Annotated in this window: 29 protein-coding genes; 5 read left to right on the forward strand and 24 right to left on the reverse strand. The window is 61.7% G+C overall.

The features are described from left to right. Position 1: 1 nt before the first annotated feature. Positions 2-436 carry a hypothetical protein gene (locus GGR00_RS23370; protein ID WP_184701472.1) on the reverse strand — a complete coding sequence of 145 codons (435 nt, stop codon included), beginning with the start codon at positions 434-436 and terminating at the stop codon, positions 2-4. Between the two features lie 177 nt (positions 437-613). Here GGR00_RS23370 and GGR00_RS23375 point away from each other — a divergent pair, with 177 nt between their 5' ends. Both GGR00_RS23375 and GGR00_RS23380 read left to right on the forward strand, forming a co-directional pair. Next, positions 614-862 (forward strand): helix-turn-helix domain-containing protein, encoded by a 249-nt coding sequence (locus GGR00_RS23375; RefSeq protein ID WP_377864745.1) that lies wholly within the window; start codon positions 614-616, stop codon positions 860-862. Between the two features lie 1,622 nt (positions 863-2,484). Next, positions 2,485-2,718 carry a hypothetical protein gene (locus GGR00_RS23380; RefSeq protein WP_184701474.1) on the forward strand — a complete coding sequence of 78 codons (234 nt, stop codon included), beginning with the start codon at positions 2,485-2,487 and terminating at the stop codon, positions 2,716-2,718. On the opposite strand, the gene GGR00_RS23385 is transcribed toward GGR00_RS23380, so the two are convergent. The 8 genes from GGR00_RS23385 to GGR00_RS23420 form a co-directional block, all read right to left on the reverse strand. After that, complete coding sequence (locus GGR00_RS23385) at positions 2,715-2,996, reverse strand: helix-turn-helix transcriptional regulator (RefSeq protein WP_184701476.1); 282 nt, start codon at positions 2,994-2,996, stop codon at positions 2,715-2,717. The genes GGR00_RS23380 and GGR00_RS23385 overlap by 4 nt on opposite strands. A 471-nt stretch (positions 2,997-3,467) precedes the next feature. Then, entirely contained in the window at positions 3,468-4,061 is a 594-nt protein-coding gene (locus GGR00_RS23390) for a hypothetical protein (RefSeq protein WP_184701478.1), read from the reverse strand. A gap of 55 nt (positions 4,062-4,116) precedes the next feature. Next, complete coding sequence (locus GGR00_RS23395) at positions 4,117-4,359, reverse strand: hypothetical protein (protein WP_184701480.1); 243 nt, start codon at positions 4,357-4,359, stop codon at positions 4,117-4,119. A gap of 3 nt (positions 4,360-4,362) precedes the next feature. After that, entirely contained in the window at positions 4,363-4,608 is a 246-nt protein-coding gene (locus GGR00_RS23400; RefSeq protein WP_184701481.1) for a hypothetical protein, read from the reverse strand. 202 nt (positions 4,609-4,810) lie between these two features. Further along, positions 4,811-5,257 (reverse strand): DUF5681 domain-containing protein, encoded by a 447-nt coding sequence (locus GGR00_RS23405; RefSeq protein ID WP_184701483.1) that lies wholly within the window; start codon positions 5,255-5,257, stop codon positions 4,811-4,813. Positions 5,258-5,261: 4 nt separating this feature from the next. After that, positions 5,262-5,657 (reverse strand): hypothetical protein, encoded by a 396-nt coding sequence (locus GGR00_RS23410; RefSeq protein ID WP_184701485.1) that lies wholly within the window; start codon positions 5,655-5,657, stop codon positions 5,262-5,264. Between the two features lie 12 nt (positions 5,658-5,669). Next, positions 5,670-6,350, reverse strand: a complete 681-nt coding sequence (locus GGR00_RS23415; RefSeq protein WP_184701487.1) for a hypothetical protein — start codon at positions 6,348-6,350, stop codon at positions 5,670-5,672. 60 nt (positions 6,351-6,410) lie between these two features. After that, complete coding sequence (locus GGR00_RS23420; protein ID WP_184701489.1) at positions 6,411-8,759, reverse strand: cell wall hydrolase; 2,349 nt, start codon at positions 8,757-8,759, stop codon at positions 6,411-6,413. 26 nt (positions 8,760-8,785) lie between these two features. Between GGR00_RS23420 and GGR00_RS28535 the strand changes: the two genes are divergently transcribed. Beyond that, positions 8,786-8,920 (forward strand): hypothetical protein, encoded by a 135-nt coding sequence (locus GGR00_RS28535; protein WP_281389297.1) that lies wholly within the window; start codon positions 8,786-8,788, stop codon positions 8,918-8,920. Here GGR00_RS28535 and GGR00_RS23425 read toward each other — a convergent pair. The 3 genes from GGR00_RS23425 to GGR00_RS23435 all read right to left on the reverse strand — a co-directional run bounded on the left by GGR00_RS23425 (position 8,914) and on the right by GGR00_RS23435 (position 12,479). Then, on the reverse strand, positions 8,914-10,977 hold the full coding sequence (locus GGR00_RS23425) for a hypothetical protein (RefSeq protein ID WP_184701491.1): 2,064 nt from the start codon (positions 10,975-10,977) through the stop codon (positions 8,914-8,916). The genes GGR00_RS28535 and GGR00_RS23425 overlap by 7 nt on opposite strands. Continuing rightward, entirely contained in the window at positions 10,977-12,128 is a 1,152-nt protein-coding gene (locus tag GGR00_RS23430; protein ID WP_184701493.1) for a hypothetical protein, read from the reverse strand. Before GGR00_RS23430 ends, GGR00_RS23425 begins: the two co-directional genes overlap by 1 nt. Positions 12,129-12,323: 195 nt before the next feature. Further along, a complete protein-coding gene (locus tag GGR00_RS23435) occupies positions 12,324-12,479 on the reverse strand; it encodes a hypothetical protein (protein ID WP_184701495.1) in 156 nt (51 codons plus the stop codon). 116 nt (positions 12,480-12,595) lie between these two features. Here GGR00_RS23435 and GGR00_RS23440 point away from each other — a divergent pair, with 116 nt between their 5' ends. Continuing rightward, positions 12,596-13,183 (forward strand): DUF6932 family protein, encoded by a 588-nt coding sequence (locus tag GGR00_RS23440; protein ID WP_184701497.1) that lies wholly within the window; start codon positions 12,596-12,598, stop codon positions 13,181-13,183. Beyond that, on the forward strand, positions 13,180-14,139 hold the full coding sequence (locus GGR00_RS23445; protein WP_184701499.1) for a hypothetical protein: 960 nt from the start codon (positions 13,180-13,182) through the stop codon (positions 14,137-14,139). The genes GGR00_RS23440 and GGR00_RS23445 overlap by 4 nt, the downstream gene beginning before the upstream one ends. A gap of 427 nt (positions 14,140-14,566) precedes the next feature. Here GGR00_RS23445 and GGR00_RS23450 read toward each other — a convergent pair whose 3' ends face one another. The 12 genes from GGR00_RS23450 to ligD form a co-directional block, all read right to left on the reverse strand. Continuing rightward, entirely contained in the window at positions 14,567-15,052 is a 486-nt protein-coding gene (locus GGR00_RS23450; RefSeq protein WP_184701501.1) for a hypothetical protein, read from the reverse strand. Continuing rightward, positions 15,049-15,288, reverse strand: coding sequence for a transcriptional coactivator p15/PC4 family protein (locus GGR00_RS23455; RefSeq protein WP_184701503.1), 240 nt, complete (start codon positions 15,286-15,288; stop codon positions 15,049-15,051). Before GGR00_RS23455 ends, GGR00_RS23450 begins: the two co-directional genes overlap by 4 nt. Then, complete coding sequence (locus GGR00_RS23460) at positions 15,285-15,584, reverse strand: winged helix domain-containing protein (protein WP_377864737.1); 300 nt, start codon at positions 15,582-15,584, stop codon at positions 15,285-15,287. The genes GGR00_RS23455 and GGR00_RS23460 overlap by 4 nt, the downstream gene beginning before the upstream one ends. A 207-nt stretch (positions 15,585-15,791) precedes the next feature. Further along, on the reverse strand, positions 15,792-15,965 hold the full coding sequence (locus GGR00_RS23465; RefSeq protein WP_184701505.1) for a helix-turn-helix domain-containing protein: 174 nt from the start codon (positions 15,963-15,965) through the stop codon (positions 15,792-15,794). Positions 15,966-16,118: 153 nt separating this feature from the next. Then, positions 16,119-16,880 carry a hypothetical protein gene (locus GGR00_RS23470; RefSeq protein ID WP_184701507.1) on the reverse strand — a complete coding sequence of 254 codons (762 nt, stop codon included), beginning with the start codon at positions 16,878-16,880 and terminating at the stop codon, positions 16,119-16,121. A gap of 154 nt (positions 16,881-17,034) precedes the next feature. Then, on the reverse strand, positions 17,035-18,378 hold the full coding sequence (locus GGR00_RS23475) for a tyrosine-type recombinase/integrase (protein ID WP_184701509.1): 1,344 nt from the start codon (positions 18,376-18,378) through the stop codon (positions 17,035-17,037). 395 nt (positions 18,379-18,773) lie between these two features. Then, positions 18,774-19,238 (reverse strand): GFA family protein, encoded by a 465-nt coding sequence (locus tag GGR00_RS23480; protein ID WP_184701511.1) that lies wholly within the window; start codon positions 19,236-19,238, stop codon positions 18,774-18,776. Between the two features lie 153 nt (positions 19,239-19,391). Then, positions 19,392-20,162: an exodeoxyribonuclease III gene (locus GGR00_RS23485; RefSeq protein ID WP_184701513.1), complete on the reverse strand. Its 771-nt coding sequence runs from the start codon at positions 20,160-20,162 to the stop codon at positions 19,392-19,394. A gap of 16 nt (positions 20,163-20,178) precedes the next feature. After that, positions 20,179-20,817 (reverse strand): alpha/beta hydrolase family protein, encoded by a 639-nt coding sequence (locus tag GGR00_RS23490; protein WP_184701515.1) that lies wholly within the window; start codon positions 20,815-20,817, stop codon positions 20,179-20,181. Next, a complete protein-coding gene (locus tag GGR00_RS23495) occupies positions 20,818-21,900 on the reverse strand; it encodes a tetratricopeptide repeat protein (RefSeq protein WP_184701517.1) in 1,083 nt (360 codons plus the stop codon). It lies immediately after the preceding gene. Then, positions 21,897-22,769, reverse strand: coding sequence for a non-homologous end joining protein Ku (ku, locus tag GGR00_RS23500; RefSeq protein ID WP_055974241.1), 873 nt, complete (start codon positions 22,767-22,769; stop codon positions 21,897-21,899). The genes GGR00_RS23495 and ku overlap by 4 nt, the downstream gene beginning before the upstream one ends. Before the next feature lie 30 nt (positions 22,770-22,799). Further along, the gene (gene ligD / locus GGR00_RS23505; RefSeq protein ID WP_184701518.1) at positions 22,800-25,253 is read right to left on the reverse strand and encodes a DNA ligase D; all 2,454 of its coding nucleotides are present in this window, start codon (positions 25,251-25,253) and stop codon (positions 22,800-22,802) included. Positions 25,254-25,256 lie beyond the last annotated feature (3 nt).

Here is a 25,256-nt window from a genome sequence, read left to right on the forward strand (position 1 = left end):
GTCAAGCCTCCCGCACAATGACGATGTTGAAGCGGTGGGGGTTGTCTGCATCGACCGCGCGGCCCATCCACATTTCCCCCGCTGTGGGGTCGATGTCTCGGGCAGCGCGGGCGTAGGCCTTGGCGTGGTAGAGCAATCTGCTTTCTGCGCTACCCTCTATGGAGCCGAACAGGACCGGCAGAGTGCTGGCCGTGGCGGGGTAGATTTCGGCCATGCACTGGCCGTCATCGCATTCCGCCAAAGTGGCAGCCAGCTCGCGCGCCAGTTGACGGGCCCTCACCCACGGGTGTTCCGATTCCACTCCAGCCGCCGGCGCTGGCTGAACCGCCGCGACCGTGAGAGTCGCGGCGATGGCAAAATTTGCACCTGCCATGAGAGCACAGCGGCGGCTGATTTCGGGCATACCTTCGGCGGCTGCCAGCTTGCGCGTGGACATTGTTTTGTCTCCCTGGTGTTAAGTTTTGGTAGGGTTGGGCGACGGGCGCGCCCCTTGCTCAATAAACGCTTTCTGTCTATTCCTAAGCATCTAAACCGCATGATGTCAACAGTTTTGGTTCATTCATGATATATAAATGTTTATGAATGCACCTTGGCCGCTCAATTGCAGAGGGAAATGAACATGCTGGACGCTAAGCAGATCAGGGCTGCACGGGCTCTCTTGGAGTGGTCGCAGCCAGATCTAGTGGCAGCCACCGGCCTGTCACTGACCACAATTCGGCGCATGGAAGACAACGACATCGGCCCAGCCCGCAGCTCAGCAGCCAACGTCCAGGCAGTCCAAACGGCCTTGGAAACAGCCGGCGTCGTCTTCATTCCCAAGAATGGCGGGGGTGCAGGCGTCCGCTTGAAAGACCCTGATTGAAAGGCACTATCGCTGGCTTGTCACGGAATGGGCATGCACTGGACTGGCCGCGCTACAGCCGGGGTGCCATACGGGAGAACAGGCGGAAGCTAAGGCAGATCGGCGCGGCTGTGGCAGGGCGATTTTCTTGAGCGGTGGGAAGCGCGCCGGCTGCGGTAATGCCGTAGACCGAAATCTACCGGCGCTAAACGGACTTTCCCTTCTTCTGCCGTTGAAGGTGCGTAATCCGCTTTTCGATACGCTCACGCTCGACGAATGATGTCGCGGTTTTTAGGAACTTCTGAAGCGCTCCAATGTCGTGCCACGACTGTTTGACTTCCCAACTGCGCTTGTCCCTTAGCCGGGCGTCCGTAACATAGGACAAGGGACCATATGCCGTAGGCATCTTTGCGGTGTCGCGGCATTGGAAGCGGGTCTCGCTGGGACTCGGCCCTCGCTGCCATTCGCTGCCCACTGTGTCAGGCAGATCAGCTTTCTCCCACTGGAAGCGCGGTCCCATGTTTCCTCCGCCATAGTGGCTGCGACCGAGTCAAGCTCATTGCGCGAACGGATCCCGCGCATTGCAGCCTAGACGCGAAACGCTCTGGCGGGAAGACTGTGGCCATCAGAGAATTTTGCCTTGCTGTTACCCTGCTGTTCTCAGCATTGATCGACGGGCGCTGGGCACCTATCTAGCCCCGATGAATAAAGCCTTGCACGTTCTCGCCCTGGCCGGTGCAATAGGCCTTGTCGCGGTGCTCTTGGTATCTCCCGCGAGCCTGCGCCCCTCCACCAACCAGACAAACACAACCATTTCTGCCATAGCCGCCCGCTGAGAGGCGATTGGGTGATGTCGAGTCCCTCGGCTGCCTATCGCTGCTCAACGCGTGCTGGTGGTTTCCTTTGATTGTTTTTCAAAGACGCCAGCGCCTCGCGCGCACGCGCGTCTTGCGCGCGATGTGATGTCACAAAAATCTTTGCGTCCGTAGCGACTGGCAAGAAATCTTCCCGCTCGTCGAGCATGACGTTTTTCGACGGTTGTTTAACCGCCCTCGACCTTCACGAGGTGATCCGCTCCAACAGATAGGGAGCGAGAGGAAGACGGATCGTGGAACAGCTTTGCCGGATCTGGGTGCCGTTCCAGCACATCGAGGTAAGCCTCTTCCAAAGCCATCATCGCCGCGACCCGACTCTCGCAGCGGTCTCCACCACGTGCGCCGCCCCAAGCCGGGAACCACCGCCAGTAACTTTCGCCTCGGATGCTGTCCGCGTAGATGCGCCCTAGCCGACGTTCGCCGTCGAAGGCGCTGTAGTCCTCGCGCTCTAGGTCATCTTCCCAAGTGTGGCGCCACTGAACGTCAGGAAGGTTCGATTTGCTCGGCTGCGGCATGAGAACGAAATAGGAACAAACTCCTTGTGGAGTCAATTCACATCGCTCACAAGCTACCAGCCGCGATATGGTTCGCAGGAGCGCGATTATCGGGTACTACTTCAAATCCGAACCCACCCCCGACGAATGAACAGGCACGAAAAATGGGATGCCAACATTGCCCCGAGAACTCGCCCTAACTGCCCGGCAAGTCACAGCTATATGCAAGGGTGCAGCAAAGGCTGGGTTCGTCGCGGAGGTAAAGATAGGCGACGTGTTTGTTCGCCTCATGCCGGGCGAAATGGCTAACGCACAAGGGGTCGGATTTGACCCGGATAAGCCTGAAACCTTCGATACCTTCGAGCAATATTTGGCCTGGCGGGATAGGCGGGCCTCAAACATGGCCCCAACGGGCATTTCGAAAATGATGGAGGCAAGGCTGGAGGCCTTTGGGGCCAAACTTCAGGCTAAAGCCGATTTCCGTCGAAAGCGAAAGCAAGCGGATTAGACCAGTGGTGCCTTCGGCATCGTCACGCCGATTTTCTCGCCGTCATCGATGAAGTTGGCGCCCTTCTCCCGCAACGCCATTTCGACAGCCAGCGCCGAGGACCGGCGCGGGTCTCCTGTGTCGTTCTCCAGGTCGTTCAACGTCGCACGGCTCACCCCGGCCAGTTTGCAAAGGTCGGTTTGGCTTAGGCCCAGCATGGCGCGGGCGGCTTTGATGTGACGGCCTTCCATAACCGGGTTGTATTCAGCGGCAGTCAATCTGGCAACGATACCTGACATTTTGTCTGTTTCCGAACTGATTTGCGTCCTATATAACACTAAATGGTTCCGGTAGGAGACATTTAGATGGTTATGGCAGGCAAATTGCTCGCTGCACTGGTCATTGCGGCTTCACTGAACCCCTCGAATGTATTAGCTGGCCGGGAGGATCCGACATGGAATCCGCCCCCGGAGTTCGACTATCCGTTCCCCGGCAAGATGGAGGTGCGGTACTTTCCGCAACATTTGGTCGTGAAGGAATGCCACCGGATCGGCCCGGGCCTGCGGCACCTGTTCGACTTGCGCGGATGCTCGCGCCCCGTGTCGAAGTCCTACTGCCTGGTGATTGTGTCGTCAGAAACGTACAAACGCGCAACGCCTAGCGCTATTCTTCGGCACGAACGAGGCCATTGCAACGGGTGGAAGCATCCTGTCCCAAGGCCCTAAGCGCCGCCCATGCTGTTCTTCAGGCCTGGATAGTGACGCGGCCTGCTATCCGTTTGTTTTCGGACTGTCAGGCGTCTTGCCTACTTCCCAGAAGAGAATGAAATCTACCGCGCTCATACCACCAGATGCAGGAGCCGACAGGTCAAATTTCACGCCGGCATCGCGAAGGGCCGTACCAATTGCCGCCTGAGATTTCGGGTCGATTGCTCTCAATACGACCGAATCCTTAGCCGTCTCCGTGGTATTTACCTGCCAACCACTTTTGGTGAAAACGTCGGTGATCTGTCCGCTCAGCGGGACGGTAGGATCTGAAAATATTTCGACGTTAGATGGGGAGCTTTTGAGGAGGTCCATTAGCTTGGACTGTTGAGCGCTGGAAAGTTGCTGCTCGATTTTCTGGAATCGTTCTTCCACTTGCTTGCGGTAGTCGTCACGCTCACCCTTGAGCTGGCCAATTTCTGTGTCCTTTAGTCGGACTTCGCTCTGTGCGTTGGCAACTTCTTGGCGCATGAAAAGCAGCCCGAGACCGAACCCCGTTACAATGAAAATGAGCACAGCGACTGGTGCGCCCCTCACGACGTGCCACTCGCTTTTGAGATGTTCCAGAGCCCCCATGTTGAATTCATAAATGAACTCCATTGGATTCGGAAAGAGTTTTCCGCGACGCTTATCACGCCCGCGTCAGCCGTAGTTCTTAGCTCCGCGACAACACATAGGGTGGCTTGATGTACGGCTCCTTGCCGCTGCCGGGTGCCATGCAGATCAGTCGGATTATGGCAATGTCGCCACTATCGGGGTCAAAGCCTTCTGCCTCCAGCAGCCGCTCGGCTTCCGCTTCCTCCTCATCGCTAACAACGAGCCTGATGACCCGGTGCTGCGGCTTGGTGTCGGGCGAACTGCGCTCAAGCCGCTCCAAGCGGGAGAGTATGTTTGGCATCGATCAATGCTCCATCGTGGTCATACCGACCGGGTTTTGCCGTTCACTTCCGCGAGGGATGAGCTGGACGAACTTGCTGACCGCGATTGGGTCTAAGTCCGGTGGCAACGTGCCATCCACCAACCGCTGCGAAAAATCGGCCGCCAAGGCAGGCTCGCTCATTCCCGATGCCGATTTGATGTTTGCCCTGAACAATGGGTCCGGCTGCGCTCGCTGCTCCAGACGCTCCAGGCGAGATAGCAGGGCCATCAGCTTAACTCCCCTAGGTTTTCCTCGTGGGACTTCAGGATGCCAGATAGATTGAAAGGCTCGCCGCCAATGGCGCCTGAAACCTCTATTGCGCCGGGATGCGACCGCAACAGCACGTCTTCGAGCTGGTATTCGTAATCTGCCTCGTCAGTCGCAATGATAGTCGCCCGCTGCGTAGCGCCGCCAGGGCGAGCCGATAGGGTCATTTCTTCGCCTGCCTTCCCTCAAGTGCCGCGATGCGTGCCGCTAGATCGTTTGTCTCGATAGCCTTTCGCTGGGCCTCCAGAAGGCCGACAACCACCGCCGCCTCATCTGGCGATATCTCGCCGTCTGCGACTTGGCGATTGACCACAGCGAGCGCGCCAGGCAGATCTTCCGCCTTGTTGACCTCCGGCAGATCGAACTGAATTCTAGCGCCTTTGCGGGGTGGCCAGACACGGTCGAAAATTGCCCGAGCGGCAATTGCGTCCCCGCCCTTGGCCTTGATTATCATTGCTCGCGCAATTTCCTCCACCTCGCCCTCTGCCAACGCATCGAGGGCGACCAGCACCTTAGACCGCGAGCCGGAAGGCCTGCCGTTCGGGTTGCCAGATTGGCCGGGCCGGAATGGGCGCCCGCGCTGTTGCTCTGCTGTTTTGCCAGCGGTCAATGCTTCAATGCCTCGTGTCAGTGGGCCGATGTACAGGTGACTCCGGCTCGACGTAGGTGGTAAGCGGCGCCTCACCGCCATTCAGGATATGATGCACCATCAGCGCGAGGTCGCCCGTGGCGTAGGAAAGGAAAAGCTGCCCCTGCTCGTGAAGCGACCGGGCCCACCTGTAGTCATTCATGGACCGCGCCCTGGCTGCGGCTGCGTGGAGGCCATTTGCGGCCATGATGTAACACAGCAGGGAATCGAACGAGGCCTTGCGATCGGGCGAGCAAGCCAGGCCCACCAGGTCCGCGAGCTTTGCGGGTATTTCGGAATTCGGGTCGGGCCGGCCCGTCATCCCGTCCGTAACCTGCTTCGCGAAATCATCGAGCCAATCGGCTATTTGGGTCTGTTCCATGCCCATTGTCCTTCAGGCAAATGAGTGTGCTTCCATGCCGTAGATGACGCCGCCCGCGCTGGTGGTGTAGCCAATGGGGTAGGCAGTTTGAGCCTGCATGTTCCACTTCCAGCCAACGGCGATGCGGTGGCCCGTGTCGAGGGCCATTTCCCGCTGACTGTGGAAGCCCGTCAGCGTAATGGGAGCGGTGGTGTTGGCTCTGGCAACACCTCCGATCAACACCCCGTCGTGCGGGATATTGATGGTCCCGCTGTCGCTCGCCGGGAAATTGGGGTCGCTGGTGATGCCGCCTCCACCCCCGCTTCCGACAGATTCGGCAAAGCGTGCTACTGAAGCGACTCCCGTTGCAAACACGAACACGGCACACGCCTGCGCAGTGGCCCCGAAGCTTATGCTGACGCTTCCCGAGGTTCCCGAAGGCCTCGCCGCCCAGACGCCGCAACTGGCACCGCCGACCCCCGGTCCCCCAGCGTCACCGCTATCTTGGCCATTCGCCGCTACACCGCCAATTGTTGCCGCGCTCTGGTTGACCACCGCGTTTGCAGCATTGACCAAAAGAGCCGCAACGATGATTGCTCGATTGGTGAATTCCGCGCCGAAATCTAGGCCTGCGAAGGTGTAGGAGCCTGAGCGATCGGTTGTATCGGTCGCCTGGGCTACCAAGTCGATTTTGGTCGGCGTGATGCCGGCCATTATTCCACAAATTCCCGGTAACATATTGCTCTCCGTTGTTCGCGAGAAGGAGGCCGCCCTTTAGTAGAGCCCTCCCTTACCTTTAGAAATCGCGTCCGCTGCGCGAGGGCTGATGTCGCGCATCTGCCGGTCGGTCAGGTTGCTTTCACGCCCGCCAAGGGCACCGCGCACCCCTGCCGGCGCGTTCGGGAACGGCCCACCACTCTTCGGGTTGGCAAAGCGCATCTGCTGGGTGAATCCGAATTGATCTGTTACAGGCATGCCGAACGTACCGATCCCAAGCCGGTCGAGCGGATTCTTGCCCTTGGCCAGATCGCCGGCCACCACGGCCCCAAGAGCAGCCCCTACCGGACCAGCCAGGAAGCCACCGAGGCCACCGCCTACGACCGTTCCAAGGCCACCCCTGATCTTGCCACCGAGGTTGCTCGGGACGGATGGGGTTTGGACGCCCTGCCCGCTGATCGGGCCAGCAATGCCGGGGCCGCTGGATGCCATCTGCTGCCCGTTCGCATTGGTCGTGGTCGTCGCGCCGTACTTGTTCGTGACGCTGATGTTGCCGAACTGGTCACGAGAGACCGTATTGCCGCCCGTTGCTGCGCCTGAATTGGCCCGGCCTGCATAGACATCGGCAGCGGTGAATTGGGGCTCGGGAACCGACGCGGTCTGGAATGCCTGGTCAACGCGCTGGGTTGGTGTCATGACACGCGGCATCTTGGGCGCGGTGACTGGCGCTGGTGGTGGCGTGGCCGGGACAAAATTGGGTACAACCGCGCTCGGGGGCAAAAGCCCCGTCTGGGTGATCGGCCCCACAGTGGGTGACATCATTGCATTAATGGCCGGCGTTGGGTTCGGCACCCTGCCCGCGCCGTAGGAGGCGTATTGCTGGGCCAAGGACATCTTGGCGTTGGGTGCTGCGGGAGCGGCAGCAGGCGCAAAGTTACCCCTAGGGATATTGTTCATGCTGCCCATGGGAGCGACAGGCGGGCGGCCACGCATGGCAGGCGCAGACGCCAGGGTGTAGCCGAAGCGTTCCGGGCTAGGGGAAGCTGGTAACCTGCTGAGGCTCTGGGTGGGCGTCTTGAGGGCAGGGGCCGTCATACGGGGAGAGTTGAAAGACGGCAGGGCAACGCTGCCCAACCCACGCATGGTGTCCATGCTGGGGGATGCTGGCCGGTTGGGCATGGGCGCGGCCTGTGCGCTCGTGACAAGGCTGAGGCTAGGCAGGGGTGAGCGTTCCACCGTACCAAGCGGGGCGGCCATCAGGGTGTCAGGCGTGCGGGGCTGGGGCGCATGCATCGACTGCGGGAGCGATTTTTCATAGAAGGAGGCTGGCATAACCCCCGTGTTTCGAGCGTCCGCCAGTAGTTCCTTGTTGGCGTTGCCGAGGTTGCCCCATTCGTAATCCTGGCCGGGTCCGGGCGTGAACTGGTCAACATGCAGCCCTTTGGCGGCCATGTAGTCGGTGCCGAAGCCAATGCCCTTTGCACCCTTGGCCGCCATGGCTTGGGCAACATCGGTCATCTGCTGCGCGTTGGCAGTGGCCGTGAGTAGTTTTCCGTTCGGGTCTTTGATCTGGATATCTGCCGCCAGCCCGGTCTTGTGGCGATTAGAGCCGTGCTGATGGCCACGGTTTTCCTGCCCTGAAATGACATCGACCGAATAGCCAGGTCCGAGAACATCACGCACGGCGCTGCGGGCAATGTCGATTGTGGTCTGGTTGGGCTTGTTGGGGCGGTGCGGGCCCATGTTGTAGCTGACATCGGCCAGATTAGACCTAAGCGCTGGCTGCTGGTCTCCCAGAACGTCCATGCCGTACATTTCCGGGGTGGAGCGCAAGCCGTTCGGCGCGAGCGTTTCAAGCCCACGGGGGCCAACATCGACCGAAGGGCGGCTAACCGGCTCATAGGCGGGGAAAGCGGCGGTTCGCAGACCTGCACGCTCTGCCGCAGTAGTCGGCGGAACGGAAATGCTGGGGCGTTGCGGCCCTGCTGGGTTGATTGCTGTGGGCTGGCGATAGCCTGCCGCCGTCCGAATAGTCCGGCCTTGTGGATCCTCGAAAAAGATATGCCCCGTCGTCTTGCTAATCTGACTGAGACCCTTGGGCAGATTACCCTTTGTGCTCGGGGTGGAATAGAACATGCCAGCATGAACGGGGCCGGCGGTGTTCACATAGTTCCAGGCCTCTTTCGCAAGCGCGCGATGCGCTTCGGTTCCTCGTGGTAACTGCTTACCGTATGCATCGAACTGGCCAGGGGCGCTGATGACCGAACTAACGTCAACGCCAAGCCGATCCATACGGTTCTTGATGGCCGAGGCGATTGAAATCATGTCGCGGAAGCGCTGAGAGCGAGACCCTGAGACGGCCTCGCCCAACAAGACATCATCCACGGAAGATGCTATTTTCTGCATTCGGTGCCCCTGCGGAGCTTCTGCACTTGGACGAAAAGCCGGACTTGCTGACGCTGGTCAGCTACGTGATAGCTGCGGCCATTCTCCTGCCGGTTGGCTGGTGGCTGAAGGAACAGCAACTGTTCGGTTTCGGCGCGTGGGTGGTGAGCTGGTTTCATTGAACAGCCATCGCTGCGCCCCTCACGGGCACCGAAAGCATGTTCCCCATATGCTCTAGGGCCTGCATGTAGCTCGGGCTCAACGCTGCGTTGGCAGTGGCACGGGAGAGTGCCGTCGGGTCACTCGACATCAACAGCGTGGCAATTTGCTGCATTATGCGGTCGTCGATGCGCTGACCCACATGGCGCACGCCCTTAGCCGCTGCCGCGCCAGTCAATGCGCCCTTCCAATCGCCGCCAGAAATCGCGAAGCCCGAACCGGCACCAATGCCAAGCTCGACAAGCTGCCGGGCCGTAGTGGAGTTGCCCATTGCCCCGCGCAGACGGTCGGCCAGGTCTTCAACGCGCACGTAGGCCTCTATTTGGCGCATCTTCTGCGGGCCAAAGACAACTTCCATGGATTCGCGGGATGCCTGCGACTTGAACACTTGATTGATGACGTTGGCTCGGTCGCCCGATGCCCTGATCCGGTCAATGAGTTCTGAGGCGTAGCCGGTCGCGAACCCAGCCCGTTCGGCAGGCGTGAATTTCAGGTATGCCGCCTTAGTCTCAGGAATGAGACGCGGTGAGTTGGCGAACTTCTTACCTGCCTCAATGGCGTCTTCCGCGCCGAAATAGCCGGCTGCGCCCATGCGGGCATTTTTGTATTGCGGCACCGCGCTATCGAGCATGGAGACAAGGTGCGATTTCAGCGCCTTGAGGTCGGCTGACATGGTGCTGTCGCCCGAGCGATCGACCTTGCCAATCATGCCGTCAAGATTGCGCTTCACCTGGTCCCAGAATGCGAGATTGGGGAGCGCCGCGTTTCCCTTCGGGTCGCGGGCAAGCGTCATCCTGCCGTCCGGGCCGTAGGCAAACGGGTTGCGAACCGGCGCAAAGCCTTCCACCACAGCGCGGTTTGCGCCCCTGGTGGTAGCCTGCCGCGCTGCGGCCTGCATCGCCGGGGCCTGCATCAATTGCTCAAAGCCCTCGTGCCACATCGCTTGTGCGCCGGGCGCCTTGAGCGCGGCGTCATATGCCGGCTTGTTCACGCGGCGAGCGGTTTCCTTGATTGCCTGCTGATAGCCGAGGTCATCGACAGCCCCACCCATCAAATCTTTTACGAATGCCGTGGCGCGGGTGGACTGGCCGGCAAAACGGTCGTTTGCGGTTCGCTCGATTGTCGCTCTGGCTTCGGGGGATTGATTAGCAACGGAGCGGGCAAGCGCGCGCGTGGCTTCGCCGCCCCTGTCTGCGTTGAGCAGGGGAACGCCGGCCTGACGGGCCACAGCCTCGTCACTAGCGTTCAGCATGCTGCTGGCGTCTGCTTGCATGTCCCGCTGCATGACGCGCCCCACGCGCCTTTCGGCCTCCTTGGGGGCGTTGCGGATTGCGCCCAAGGTCGGAGCCACCTTGTTGCCTACAGCGCCCAAGCTCTGGCGGATTGCGCCGCCCACGATGGGGATTGCGCCACCGATAACCGCACCGGTTGCACCGCTGTTTATCGCGTCCTCTGCCGAGCCGCCCCTAATCAGGGTGTCCGCTGAATTGATGGCTCCCGAGGACAGTGCCGAGTTGCCGACGCGCGCGCCGAACCCGCCTGTCATGCCAAGGGCACGAGCCCCGGTTGCAGTCGCCCCAGCCGCGCCGGTTGCGGCTATGTTGCCGGCAAGGGCACCAGACATCGAGGAGAGCGGGTATTGTTTGGTGCGGTCTTCGCGGCGTTTCCAAAGCTTCCCACGCATCTGCGCGGGGTCCTGGCCTCCCAACCGCCCCATAATTTCGGTGCCGAGATAGTCGGATCCAGTCTGGAGAGCAGGGCCAATAATCGGGATATCCCCGATGGCGTGTTCGGCCCAAGTCTGGCTTGCTCCGCCAAATGTCTGGGGCTCGGACGCGGGCAAGCTGTCTAATTGCTGGGTGATGCCCGACAGCTCCGAACGAAGGCCTTCGGGCTGTGTGCCCGACTGTCCGAGCGAAGCCGCAATCTCGTCAACGGTCGCGTTCTGCTGCTCAGGCGTGAGCGACAGAAAGCTGTCGTCAACCTTCACGCGCTGGCCATTGATGTTGAGAGTTGCCATCAGGGTTCAACGCTCCACTGCACGCCCGTGCCAGTGCGATTGCCACCGCCCTGCCCGCTGACACCGCCGCCCGGCTTGTAGAACGACCCACCACGCATCTCAGTGGCACGTTCGCGGTAGAACTGTTGGCGACGGGCGACTGCCTGCTTGGCGCGCTCAAGAATGCCCCTGCGGACTTCCGGGGGCTGGCTGGAAGAGCCGGCGATTTCGAGCAGGATCTTGCGTTCACCTTCCGTAGGCGCCGCACCGAACGTAGCCTTCAGCGTGGCCAAGGCCTGCTGCTGGACGAGGTTATCGTATTCCATGGTTGCTTGGCCGGCATCCGAGCCGAACGTGCCCGAGATATAGCCGCGTGTTCCCGCCATCGGCCCCGAATACGCCTGGTTATTGAGTTCCAGGGCGCGGTCGAGCAGCGGCATGGCCGTATCCGTCACCTGTACCATCTCGTCGGCCTCAAGGATGGCCTTCTTGTCGGTTGCCGTGAGCGGCTGCGCATCTTCGCGTGGCATTTTGCCCGTGAGGAGGAAGGACTGATAGCGCGGATCATCCGGGGTAAGGCCGTACTGCTCTGCGGCCCGCTGGCGCTGCGAATAGTCGTCCATGCCCGCGTTTGGGGCTGTAATCCACTCGCTGGTGTCGGCGTTATACAACCGACCATCGCCCGCATTGATCAGGTTCGGCTTTTGCGCCTTTCGCTTGTCAAGCAGGAGACCAAGGGCGTCTCTCGGCTCAAGGCCCAAACCCACGAGTTTAGCCAACTCGGGGTCATTCTGCTGGAGGTATTCCAGTGTCTTGTTGCGCTTGATAGCCGGAGCGGCAGCCGAGAAGGCATTGCCTAAGTTGGCAGCGTTGCCCTGGTTGCCCAAGAGAGCGCCCGCTACAGGCAGGGCGATATCGGTATCCAGGAAACGGGAAAAGCCAGATTTTGGCGTCTGAGCCCGAAGGCCTGGCGGGGGCGGGAAGCTATTAGGACCGAGGCCGGGGCCATTGCCGGGCGTCTGGGCAAACTGCCCCGTGTTCTGCGGGCCGCGAAAAAGATTGCTGAGAATGCCAAGCAGCCCCTGGGAGGGCGAGCTAAGGCCGGGAGCAGGAGCAAACGGCAGCCCATTCACGCCGTTTAACATGTCCATGAAGCCGTTATCCGTAGCCATTGCCCGCGCCCTTGCTCATCGCGGCCAGTGCCGCCGTTTCGTCGCTAATCAGGAGACTGCGCCCCTTGAGGTGAGCCCCACGCAGCAAGCCGGCGCGTGCGTCCGCCACTATCTGGCCGACAGGGCGGCACTCGCTGCGATGCCGCAGCCAAAGCGCCATGAGGTTCATTTCGCAGGGGGAAGCTGTCGTCGCCATCATGCCGCTACGCGCTTGGTGGCTTCGGTTAGGCTCAAGCGAACAAGGTCGCTGAGTGTTAGACCGCGCTCTTTCGCAATCTCGGCAAAACGTCGCTTCTCGCCGGGGCTAACCCTGAGGCGGATGTTCTCGATCATCGCGTCGGTAAGGCGCATCGGTCGAATTTCCCTGTTTCGGCACAGAGAATGTATCGCAGCGGCCTATTGCTTGCGTTCCGCATCATCGGCAATGTGCGGCATTATCCGCAGTATAGGCTTCGCCTGGGGGGAGAATGCCGGTACCTTCATTCACAATTGATGGCGTATTGCCGCCCTATGTGGGGCTAAACGGACCAGGCGGCGCGTTTGAGGACCTAAGCCCATATGAGGTTTCTGCAGTTGAGGTTGTAACGACCTTCGGAACAAGCCCCAATCGGAGGGACATCTTGCGCAAGTGGCTCGACCATCGGGCAGCGCTCCGAGCAGCTGGCCTCGCACGAGGGTTTCAGTGGCTCGACGGGAGTTTCGTGGAGACCAAGGAACCAAAAGACCTAGACACGGTTATTTTCACCTATCGGCCACTCGACGCGGTGGGAAATGACGTAATATGGAACGCGCTTGTTTTGGCAAACCTCGCCCTTCTGGAGCGAGGGCAGGTGATGCAGGCCTTTAGACTGGATGCGCTACTGATCGATCTCGACAGCGGCAACCCTGAATTCATGATCGATGTTGCGCGGTACTACGTCGGCCTCTTTTCCCATCGTCGAGGGGACGACCTATGGAAGGGCATGTTAAAGGTTAGGTTAGAGGATGTCGCTGACGACGCAGCCGCATTAGCGATTCTCGAAGCTGCCCCGGCAGTCGGAGCCGTCGGACCATGAGTGCATCGAAGAAGTCGGGACGAGATTTCGCCAAAGCCGACCGTGCAGCGGTTTCAGGCTTGCTCAAGCGCACAACCGAAGCGGACATTTTGACACGCCTCGGGTTAGAATCCAGGTTGAGAGACCTTGATGCCGAAATCGCCGCGCAAGACCTTGAGCCAATAGAGACATACGCTTCCGCTGCGCTCTTCTTCGGGGGGCGACCTGTCGTCGGTTCGATTGGCGTCGAGGCTGAGTTCGGCGCGGGCGCGGTGTCTACATTCCAAGATTTGGTGGCGAAAGTTTTAGCCAAAAACACAGCCGGGCTAGGTGTCAAGGGCCCCGTCGCGAATAAGTCAGAAGCGACAATGCACATCACCAATATCGTTCGCGGCTCATTTGGGTTCCTTCTTGAAGAGATACGGGCGCAGTCTCAACTTGTCGACACTAGCCTCAAGTGGGCGGTCGAGGAGTCTTCCTCGTTGCTCAGCACGTTTGGTGAGGCTGACGAGGAACATTTTCAAACTGCCGTATCGGGTGCAGACAAGCGCATCCTAGCCACCGCACGCGACTTTTTCGAATTGATGCGCCAGCATGGCGCGACCCTGCGAATGGTTGTGGGCGAGAATGAATACAAGTTCGACAGCGATGCAGTAGGAAGGGGCGCAGAGCGCGCCAGCGGAACAGAGTTGGAGGAAGATGAGGCTACTATGGAGGGACAGCTTGCCGGCGTCCTCCCTGGCGCTCATCAATTCGAGTTTCGCCCTATAGGCGGAGATACGGTGAAGGGAAAAGTCGATACGTCATGGACGTCAGATGACCTAGAGCGCTGGAATCGCGAACTCGTTGGGGTTGATGCCACGATGACCGCGACGGTAAAGCGGGTGTTGCGCCATGGCCAAATTACCCGCGAAAGTTTGACGCTGGTTCGCGTGGATCCCAAGACCGCTGGTAAGCCTGCTCCTGAAAGTGCCTAAGGCGACCCGAGTCACCTGCCGCCACAATCGAAAGACCTTCAGGGTCTACCCGCCACGGCGCGTTCGGATGAAGTTGTCTACCGATGCCGTAGCGCTTGCACCATCTGGCAACCGTGTCAGGAGACACACCTGCAATGCCGGCAGCTTGTTTGAGGGTCAAAGGCCTACTCTGGTCCATGACCGCCTCCCGTGCCAGGCGCTGCGCTAGGCGGCTGTAGCTCATCTCTCCTATGCCCAATGGCGAGAACGGGTCGCGTTTCGCAAGCGTTGCCGGTTGGCTTTGTTGCGAATGCGAGAATGGTGGTCTCAAGGTCTTTTTTTGGGTTTTGTCTTGGTCTCTTCTCTGTCCAGGTCTCCCTCTGGGTCTCAGGTCTCAGGTCTCTGTCTCTATATATCGATAGGGTCTCGGTACCGTATGGAGAGGGTTTCAAAGTCTCACCCTCTCGCTAACGAGGCGACTATTCGCCAACGAGGATGAATTGAACCTCGCGTCCATCGGATTGACCCTCGCCAAGCGGGAGTCGTCGGCAGCCTGGAATTCCGCTTCGACCTTCTCTCTTACGATGTCGCTCTCTATGTTTTCGACGATGCGCCGAGTGCCAACGGCGTGCTTGTCGTTCATCGGCGGATTGTGCCGGAACCATCTATCGACGTAAATTTCGGCGGTTAAGGCATCGAAGGTGACCAACTCGGCGGCTACGAGCATGTCTCGTGCCTCTACATATTTCGGGGTTAGCCAGCCGAGATCCGAGCAGGCGTAACCATCGGGTAGCCGGAAGCAACCAGCGCTGTTTTGGTGTTCGCAAGTGAGGAAGTAGAGATACAGAACCTGAGCGGTGCTGCACTCCAGCCCGGTGAATCTCCCCGACCGCCATACGGCCGGGGAAACTTTGGAGAACTCGCGCCTGCTCATTTCAGGTAGCCCTTGGCCTTGGCCGTCATCAGCGCGGAGGCGACGGCTTCCGCGAAGCTCTCCAAGCACTCAAGGCGCAGCGCCAGCCCTGCCTTGCCAGGGCGCTTGGTGCCGTCGTCCGCCTCGTAATAGACGCGAGTGTTGAACAGTCGTCGACCGTGCATCACGTCGAGTGAGATGCGGACTTCCTCTGTCCGGTTCTTCTCGACAATGGCAATGGGGATTGAATCGCTCATGCCGCTGCCCTCTCTTGGTCAATGACGGTGACCGTCGAGCGCAGGACATAGCGGGCGTGATTCCCCGGAAAGTCGCCTTTGTGCCCTTCGTGGATCGTCTCAACGTACACCCCGGCCTTTCGGAGCTTGTGCACGTATCCGCTCCATCTGGGCGCCGGCTGATCGATGGGAGTGCATCCCCTCTCTCCGGCCTCAATGAGGCGCAGCAAGCACCACGCATCACGACCAATGAACGTCATGGGCTGGCCGTCCGGCTCGATGCGGATTCGAACCGTGAGCTTCGCATCCTTCATCATGCCAGCCTCCCGCCGATCTGTGCGAGTTCGCAAACTACGCGGGCAAGTGTGAGCGAGACGCGGAACCTGGCCGCTATGGCGGCGGCGGCGAATTCCGTTGCAGGAGCCGGGTGAATGCGGTAGTTCTGAGCCGTCACAGCTTTGGAAATACCGCCGCTCTCCGATGCCAGTCGGGGAGCGGTTTGCATTTGTACGTTCATGGCCGCCTCACTTCAAAACCGGGAGTGAGGACACATAGGCTTCAAGCTCAGACACAAGGACAAGCGTCCGCTTCCCATTCTTCCGAGGCGAGAGCTTGCCATCCTTGAAGAGCCTGTAGAGGCCTGAGCGGCTAATCCCGCTCATCTCGACAGCTTCTGGGATATCGACAGAGATTTTCATGGGTGGTTTCTCCTGAAACCAGATTGGCTATCGGCCAATCACGCGACACGGCTGGATGCCATGACGTCCCCTATTGTTCACACGAATGCTTTGGTCTCTAGAAAGCAACCAGAAGAATGATTTGCGGTCGTGTTTGCTCACTTGGGGAGCAAATCACCTTTCGGTTTGCTGCGTCACCTGCTCCCTTTTGCGCGTCTTAGCTTCCTGGCGGATGCGACGGAGCCGAGCGGCGACCGCGCCACTTGTCAGCTCTTTTTCACGGTAATCGGCCGGCGCGAGCTGCAATAGCAGTCGCAGAAAGTCGCTGAATCTCGTGGGCGCCTCCGTGAACGTGTCATAGGCCCCGAACGGCAAGCCAAAATCCCGCGCCCAATCGGTTACCCGGAGCAACATCCGCTGTTGGGCAGTCCAACTGTTTGAGGTCATGCCCTCAGCCGCCCGCTTCTCTATCTCCGAAGATGCCCTGTTCGCGGCAACCCGGAGGGCTTGGGCGAGGTTTTGTAGGACCTCTCGCGTCAACCGAAAACCGAAAGCTACCTCTGGTGGCTGATAGTAGTCGTCGAAGCGCTCCCACTCTGCCGGCTCGTGCTCTGGACGAAGGATTACCAAGTCTCCCCGCTGCGGCCTGATAGGAATAGCCTCCCTTTCTAGGAGCTGGTCCACGATCGAATCGAAGACGTAGGATGCGTCTCCACTCGCTGGTGGCGCTCCATATGCCAACTCCCACAGAGCCACAGCGGCCTGTTCGAGCGGGGCAAGGTTGCCTGCAACATCGCGCCAGGTTTGCCGGGCCAATTCAGTCCGCCTGTCCGACAGGTAGTTGTCGGCAATTTGACTCAGTGCGGCCCGCGCTGCGTCTGGGATCGGCTGACCATAGATAGCCTCAAGCTGTGCATACCCGCCATCCTCATCCAAGGAATAGGTTGGGTCGGGTCCGCTAAAGCTCACCCATGGGAGAGGAGTTTTCGGAATCACTCGCGCACCTCGCGAGCACCTAATAGGGCCGCAGGGAAACCGGGAGGTGCTATCCCCGGCTTGTCGGATGGCCGTCCTATCCCTGCGGTTTCTCTTATCCGCGAAGCTGGCGCACGTTGTCCTCGGCTGGCGGCATCAATGGCACCACCGCGCCGGCAGACAGGGCGTCGAGTGCGTCGATAATTGCGGCTGAATAGTGCGATTCAATCATGGTCGTGCTGGTGTCATGCAACGCCGCAACCAACCGGACAGGGAGGCCGGTTCGAAGCTGCCGGACAATGGACGAATGGCGGAGGGCATAGGGAACGACATCAGCCGGGAGGCCCGCCGCCGTGGTGATTGCCAGCCATGGGCGGGTCAATTCCGTCGCGTTGAGCCACGGCCCCCGTGTATCTCTGATCCACTGCGGCCCCTGGCTGTCGGTTCCCTTGCTCTGCTTGTGTCTCCACCGTTCCAGCAGCGGCTCTTTCGCGCGCCGGCCTGCAACGGCTGGTCGCAACGTCTCCAGCACGTCATCGCCCACTCGTGTCGCAATGTGAGAGGCCTTTTTCGTGCCCCTGCCTTTGCGGCTGGTCGGGACCATCAAGCGGCTTTGCGCCAACTGCACGTCACCAACCATCATGCGGCTGACTTGTGAAAAGCGGGCGCCAGTCGCCGCGAGCACGGCAACCATGCGCAGCAAATCACCGTCCCATCCGTCGCGGGCGTCAATCGTGGCTGTGGCTATGAGCATGCGGCGAATGTCGCCGTCAGGCAGTGCGGACTTGTCCCGTGCGGTGGGCGTTTCTGCGAACTTGGCCGCAAACCCATTCTTGATGATGACGGCGAGTTCTGCCGGGAGCCTTGACCTGTATTTGACCGCAGCGGCATTCAACGCTGCCTTGAAGTCGTTGACGACACGGCGAACGGTAGTTTCCGCAAGGCCCTTAGGGAGAGCAGCGCGCCACCTGACCAGATCCAGTTCGGCCAGGGCGTGGAGAGCAATTTTCGCGACCGGGGCAGACAGGACATGCTTGGTGAGCCGTTGGCGCGCATCGCCCCGCCCGCGTTTGCCCGGCTGCTGCGCCTTTTCCCGCTCGTCGCGAGCCGAGGCATATTCTTCAACGGCGACTTTGACGGTAGGGGCAGGGCCGTCAACCGATGCCAGTTCGTCAGCTCGGGCCAGTGAAACGATGCGCGCCGCCTCGGTCTTGGCCTGTTCATAGCTGAAGCAGTTGACGCCATCGGCCAATAGCTTGCCGTCATCAGCTGTGCCGAATGTCTCCTGCCTATACTTCTGGTCACCCTGATACCAGCGCACAAGCCACTTACCGCCGCGCTTCTGCTTTCGGTAACCCAAGTGGACATCAGCATTGAGCCCGCGCCAGTGCGTTCCCTCGGGGAGCGACTTGCGGGCGTTCTCTGTCGACAGCGCCGCTTCGGTTAGGGTGCGAGGCATGCTGGAAAACCTGTTTCGTCAAATATCTGTCAAATATATACCCGTGGACGGCTCGACACAATGCGGGACGGCGAGCCCGTCAAACATGAACGGGGGCGGAACAGAGAAACAACATAGGGGAACAGCGGGGGACGAATGCCGGAACGAGGGCTTGCATGCGATTGCCCTCTCACGGCGGGAACAGGGGTTCGATTCCCCTTGGGCGTACCAACCTCTCCAAGCACCGTCAGCATTGGTCCGACGCGCAGCCTCGGCTGCCGATTCGCGACGGCACCTGTCAGGAGTGCATGTTTCAGCTGATCTCAATGGACGATGAAAATTGCCGCGCCGAGCCCAAATAATCGGGTTGGCGACGGTGCCGTACAGCGCGCATTCGAGGTTGCGTCGCGCCAGCCTCAGGCCGGCGGGATCTCGACGTTGCGCGGCCGGTCCGGCTGTCCGGGTTCGAGCGGCGCCGGCTCGGTTGCGGTGTCGCGATCGTGGTCGAACTGCCGTGCCTGCGGCAGCGGGTGCAGCCAGTTCTCCCGACGGCCAACCCAGAGCTCGTACTCCGGCGCCAGATCGGTGGGCACGACGTCGAGGCTGCCGATCATGACCTCGGCCTCGCCGTCGTGGACCCAGGTCACGCGGCTGCCGCAGGTGACGCAGAAGCTCCGGTTGCCATATGTGCCTACCTGGCCGGTTTGTTCGTAGGCTGAAACGGGCCAGACCGCATAGGCGGAAAACGCCGAACCGCTGGTCTTGCGGCAGTCCGCGCAATGGCAAATTCCCACCCGCAGGGGCTGGCCGATGACGCGGAACGAAACGGCGCGACAATAGCAGCTGCCAAATCGAGGGGTTTCGTCGATACGGTCGTTCATGGCAGGGTTCCTTTCAGGTTCACCCGATACCTGTCGGCAAAAACGCGTCTGTGAAAAGACGGTTGCATCGGCAGTTCGATGCGCGGCATCGGGGCGGATGCAGACCTGCGGGCAGGGGCGGCTTTCCAGGCGTTCAGCGCCCCAGGCAAAATACTACTTCACTTCCATCCACACCGGCGCGTGGTCGCTGGCCTCGTCGCGGCCGCGGACATCGCGGTCGATGCCGACCGAACGAAGGCGTCTTGCCATCGGCTTGCTGAGCAACAGGTGGTCGAGCCTGAGGCCGGCGTTGCGTTGCCACCGGTTCCGGCGGTAATCCCAGAAGGTGTAGACCGCTTCGTCCGGAAAGGCCTTGCGCACGGCGTCGGTCCAGCCCTGGTCGAGCAGGTGCTGGAAGGCGGCGCGGCTTGCCGGCTGGACGAGCGCGTTGTCGTCGTAGGATCTGGAGGCGTAGACGTCGAGCGGGCCGGGGGCGACGTTGTAGTCGCCGGCGAGCACGACCGGCACGCCGGCGGCCAGCAAGGTCGCCGCATGCGCATTGAGCCGCTCGTGCCAGGAAAGCTTGTAGTCGAATTTGGGCCCGGGCTGCGGATTGCCGTTGGGGGCGTAGAGCGAGGCTATGAGCACGCCGCCGACGGCGGCCTCGATGTAGCGGCTCTGCGTGTCGCCGGGATCGCCCGGCAGTTCCCAGCGGGTGACGACAGGTTCGGCAGCGCGGGCAAGGATGGCAACGCCGTTCCAAGTCGGCTGGCCACGCCACACGGCGCCATAACCGGCCGCTTCGATGGCCGCGCGCGGAAACTGGCTGTCGGCCGCCTTCAGTTCCTGAAGGCAGACGACGTCGGGGCTGGCCTCGTCCAGCCATGCCAGCAGGTTGTCGAGCCGGCGGTTGACGTTGTTGACGTTGAAGGTGGCGATCTTCATCGCGCCGCCATGGACCTCAGGCCTCGAGCCGGGCCGTCCAGGCCGCGACGGTTTCGGCTGTCGTCTTCAGGTGATCGGCGGCCGAGAAGCCCGAGATGCTCTTGCGCGGCTTGAGGTCGTGGTCGCCATCCTCGAGCCAGAGGATTTCGATGGCGTCGGACAGCCCATAGCTTGCCACCTCGTCGCGGGTGCCGAATTCGTCGCGCGTGCCCTGGACGATTAGTGCCGGAGTCCGGAGGCCGGCGAGATGCGCTGTACGCAACTGCGTCGGCTTGGCCGGCGGGTGGAACGGATAGCCGAGGCACAGCAGACCGGCGATCCTGCCGGCATCGCGCATCTCGTCGGCGATCATGCTGGCGACGCGCCCGCCCATCGACTTGCCGCCGATGACCAGCTTTGCCCTGGCGCCGAGTTCGTCGATGGCGGTCCTGAATTCCGGATTGAGCGTTTCCGCGCGCGGCGGCGGCTTGGGGCTGCCGGTGCGCCGTGCCGCCATGTAGCCGAACTCGAAGCGGGCGACACGCAGGCTGGCCGCGGCAAGGGCCGCGGCCGTTGCCGTCATCGAGGCCGAATCCATCGGCGCGCCGGCGCCGTGGGCGAGCAGGATGGTGACGGCTGCGTCCTCCGGACCGTCGAAGAGGAAATGCACCGCCATCTAGCTTGCCGTCCGTTCCTTCAGCCGCAGGTCGGCATACTGGATGCCCTTGGCCGCGGTCTTTGCCCACTCCGAGGTCTGGTCGAGCCTGAGATAGGCTTCCCACCAGCGCCGCGCCTCGGCGAGGTCGCCGGCCTCGTAAGCGAGGTTGGCGAGGTTGAACATGGCGTCGGCATAGGCGGGATCGAGCGCGATCGCCTTTTCGAGGTGGCGGCGCGCTGTGTGTGCCTTGCCTTCGCTGGCGAACAGGCCGGCAAGGTTGAACCAGGCTTCGACGAATTTTGGATCGAGCTTGATCGCCCGCATGTAGCCCTGGATCGCCTCGCTCCCAAGGCCGGCGGAGCGCAGGCAGTTGGCGCGGTTGAAGGCGGCGACACTGTCGCCGGGGTCGGCGGCAAGGCAGCGTGCATAGAGGGCGGCGGCCTCGCCGAAGCGCCCATCTTCTTCAGCGTCTTCGGCCAGCGCGAACAGTTCCTCCAGTTCGGCGTCGCCGGCAGGGCCGAGCGGCAGCAGGCGTTGCCCGTCCAGTTCGGCCAGGTCGGCGCCGAGGCGGGCATAGATCGTGTCCTTGCCGCTGGCATGGAGCGACAGCGCGCTCAACTGCGCCACCGCGCCGGAACGGCGAACCGATCTCGCGATGGCGCTCCAGGTCGAGCCGCCGGCAAGCAGCGAGGCATATTTCCTGGCAAGGATGAGGTCGCGAAAGGCGTAGGGTTCGGCATCGCTCTCGAAGGCGTCGAAGAGCGACAGGAGCTCGAGGTCGCGCGGCGCCAGCTTCGCCTGGTCGAGCAGGGATTGTCGTGTCATGCCGGCGCCCTCGACCCGGTCGAGCAGGCCGAGCGCGCGCAGAAAGCCGTTTTCGCTGAGCACGGGGCGACCGGAAGCGGTGGCAGAATCGTACCGGGCGGCGAGCCTTGCTTCGTCGGATTTGTGCAGCAAAGTGCGCCCGAAGACGACGTGCGTGGTGCGCCGGGTTACGCCATGCTGCAGCTCGCCGCCCTGCCGCGCCACCTCGCGGACGGCGAGGCGGCGGGGGAAGGCTGCAAGCGCACCGATCAGTCCGTAGATACGGCCTTCGTTCACTTCTTGCCCTTGGCCTGCTTGCCGCCGGCGACGGCCGTCAGCTTGGCCGCCGGCTTCTCGGCCGGTTCGGCCTTGGTCTTGCTCCTGGCCGGCGGCTTGGCCTGGCCGAGGCTGGCTTTCAGCGCGTCCATCAGGTTGATGACGTTGCCGCGCTCGGGCGCGGCGGCGATGATCGGCTTGTGACCCTTGAGCTTCTCCTTGATCATGTTCATCAAGGCGATCTCGTAGCGGTCCTCGTAGTTCTTCGGATCGAAGGTCGTCAGCTTCTGCTTGATCAGGGCCTCGGCGAGTTCGAGCATCTCCGGGTCGGGCTTGCCCGCCGTGATGTTGCCGAAATACTCGGCCGTGCCGCGGACCTCGTTGGGATTGCGCAGCGTGCAGACGAACATGCCCTTGTCGCGCGCGCCGATGGTGACCACGCGCTCGCGGCTCGACAGCACCAGCCGGGCAATCGCCAGCTTGCCGGACTTGTGCAGCGCCTCGCGCAGCACGGCAAAGGTTTCCTCGGCCATCGCCCCGTCGGGGGCGAGATAATAGGGCGCGTCCTGGTAGATGACGTCGACGGAATTCTCGTCGACGAAGGCCTCGATGTTCATCGTGTGGTTTGATTCGATCCTGACGCTGTCGAGGTCGGCTTCGTCGATGATGACGTATTTCTTGTCCTCGTATTCGTAGCCCTTGACCAGGTCGGCGCGGTCGACGAGGCCGAGCTCCGGATCGACCGGCTTCATGTTGATCCGGTTGTGGGTGTCCTTGTGCAACTGATTGAAGCTGATGCGGTCGCTCGAACTTGTCGCCGGGTAAAGCCGCACCGGGCAACTGACGAGGCTGAGCTTCAGATATCCCTTCCAACTTGCCCTGGGGGCCATGCTTGTCTCCTACGCGAAACCATAAACAGACTAACGTTTGGCACTGATTGCAGTCGTCAGGTCGCGGGCGTGATCGCCAATGTCCGCCCAGGGATCGCCTGACCTGGCCACGAGGCCGGGAAGCGAAGAATAGTTCAAATCTTCGGGAGCGTCGATGGACTCAAGATCGCTCCAGCCAAGAGGTGTCGAAGCAGGCATGCCGGTGCGTGCGCGAAGAGAATAGGGAGCGGCGGCCGTTGCACTGCGGGCGTTGCGGTGGAAGTCGATGAAAATGCGTTTCTTGCGGTTGTCCTTGCCCATGACGGTGGTGAAAGTCTCTGGCGCGGTGGCGGCGATCCGCGCCGAGATTTCGCCGCTCGCCTGATGGAACGGCTTCCAGCCGAGCTTGCCGGTCGTCGGCACCACGACATGGATGCCGCGCCCTCCGGATGTCTTGACGAAGGGAACGAGGCCGAGCTTTTCCAGCTCGCCGCGGACATGGACGGCCGCCTCCACGACCTCGCGCCAGCCGATGCCTTCGCCGGGGTCGAGGTCGAAGACGACGCGGTCGGGCTTGTCGAGATGCTTGCGCAAGGCGCCCCAGGCGTGGAATTCGACGACGCCGAACTGCGCCAGTGCGAGATAGCCCTTGGCGTCCTCGACCGAGATGTAGCCCTTGGTCTCGCCCTCGGAGTTCCTGGTTTCGAAGGAGGCGATCGTCGGCGGCATGCCGGAAAAGGCGTGGCGCTGGAAGAAGCAATCCTGCGGCCGGCTGCTCGGGCAGCGAAACAGCGACACCGGCCGCCCGATGATGTGGGGCAGCATGAAATCGCCGACCGCAGCGTAATAGACCGCGACATCGAGCTTGGTCGGCCCAGCCTTGCCGAGCACGCGGCGGGTCGGATTGGTGATCGAGATGCCGGCGAGGTCGGCGTCTGAGATCAGCCGCTTGCGTGGCGCGGACGCACTCGCGGTCAGCTCGGCCTCGCGCAGGCCCTTGAACACGGCGTGCCGCAACGCGTTGTCGGTGGTGCGGTTGGCATAGTGGATGTGGGCGTTCAATACCGGACGCACGGGGATGATCTCCTTCGGCGCACCATCGAGCTTGTCGGCGCCTTCGCGCAGGCCTTCCAGCCGGTGCAGCAACGAGTGCAACGTCTCAGAGTCGAAGCCGGTTCCGACCTTGCCGCGATATTGCAGCTCGCCGTCGACCCATTCGCCGAGCGCAAGGGATGCGAGCCCTTCCGCTGCCTGCGAGGTGGTGTAGCCGGCGATGACGAAGTCGCCGGTCTTGAGCGCCTTGGTCTTGGTCCAGCTGTGGCTGCGTCCCGAACTGTAGATTGCCGATGCGCGCTTCGAGACGATGCCCTCCAGGCCCATCTCGCTCGCCTTGTCATAGAGCGCCTTGCCGTCGCCTGCGACGTGGTCGCTGTACTGGAGCGCCGAGCGGCCGTCGACATGGCCGGCAAGCAGCTGTTCGAGCAGGCCCTTGCGCTTGGCGAGCGCGACCCCGGCCAGGTCCCAGCCATTGAGGAACAGCAGGTCGAAGGCATAGAACACCAGCCGCTCGCCGTGGCCGCTGGCCAGCGCGTCCTGAAGTGCCGCGAAGCTGCTGACGCCCTTGTCGTCGAGAACCACGATCTCGCCGTCGATGACGGCTTCGCTGCATGGAAGCGGGGCGAAGGCCCTGGCGAGGCCAGCATAACGCTTGGTCCAGTCGAGGCCGCTGCGGGTGATGAATGTGGCAGCGCCATCCGTCACATGGGCCATGGTGCGGTAGCCGTCGAACTTGATCTCGTGCAGCCAGCCCTCTTCCTTGGACGGCTTGGGCAGCGCGGTGGCGAGCTGGGGCTCGATCCGGGCCGGCATTGCGCCTCGCGCGGCTCCGGCAAGCTTGCCGGGCTTGAGGTCGGCGGGTTTCGACGGCGGCTTTTTCGGCGGCGCGGCCAGTTCCTCGATGAGCCGGCCGGTCTTCACGCTTTCGGGGCGTGCCTGGAGAATGTCGAGCCTGTCGTCGGCTGCGGGGTCATGCTCCTTGAACAGCAGCCAGTTGTGCTTGTCCTCGTCGGGCTTCGGCTTCAGCCGCGCCAGCATCCAGCCGCCGTTCAGCTTTTCGCCCGACAGGCGGAACTTGAAGGCGCCCTTGGCCAGGGCCTTTTCGGCATCCTCCATCGGCGCCCAGACGCCGGTGTCCCAGACGATCATCGGCCCGCCGCCATATTCGCCCTCGGGGATCAGGCCCTCGAAGTCGATGTATTCGACGGGGTGGTCCTCGGTCTGGACGGCAAGCCGCTTGTCGGCCGGGTTGAGCGAAGGGCCGCGCGGCACGGCCCAGCTTTTCAGCACCCCACCCAGTTCGAGGCGCAGGTCGTAGTGATCGGCGGTTGCGTGGTGCTTGTGGACGACGAAGCGGTTGCCGTCGTGGCCGGCCGATGCGCCGGGCGGTTCCCGCGTCCGGGTGAAATCGCGCTTCTGCCGGTAGGTGCGAAGCTTTTCCGCTGCCATGCG

Source organism: Aminobacter aganoensis (assembly GCF_014206975.1).
GTDB lineage: Bacteria > Pseudomonadota > Alphaproteobacteria > Rhizobiales > Rhizobiaceae > Aminobacter > Aminobacter aganoensis.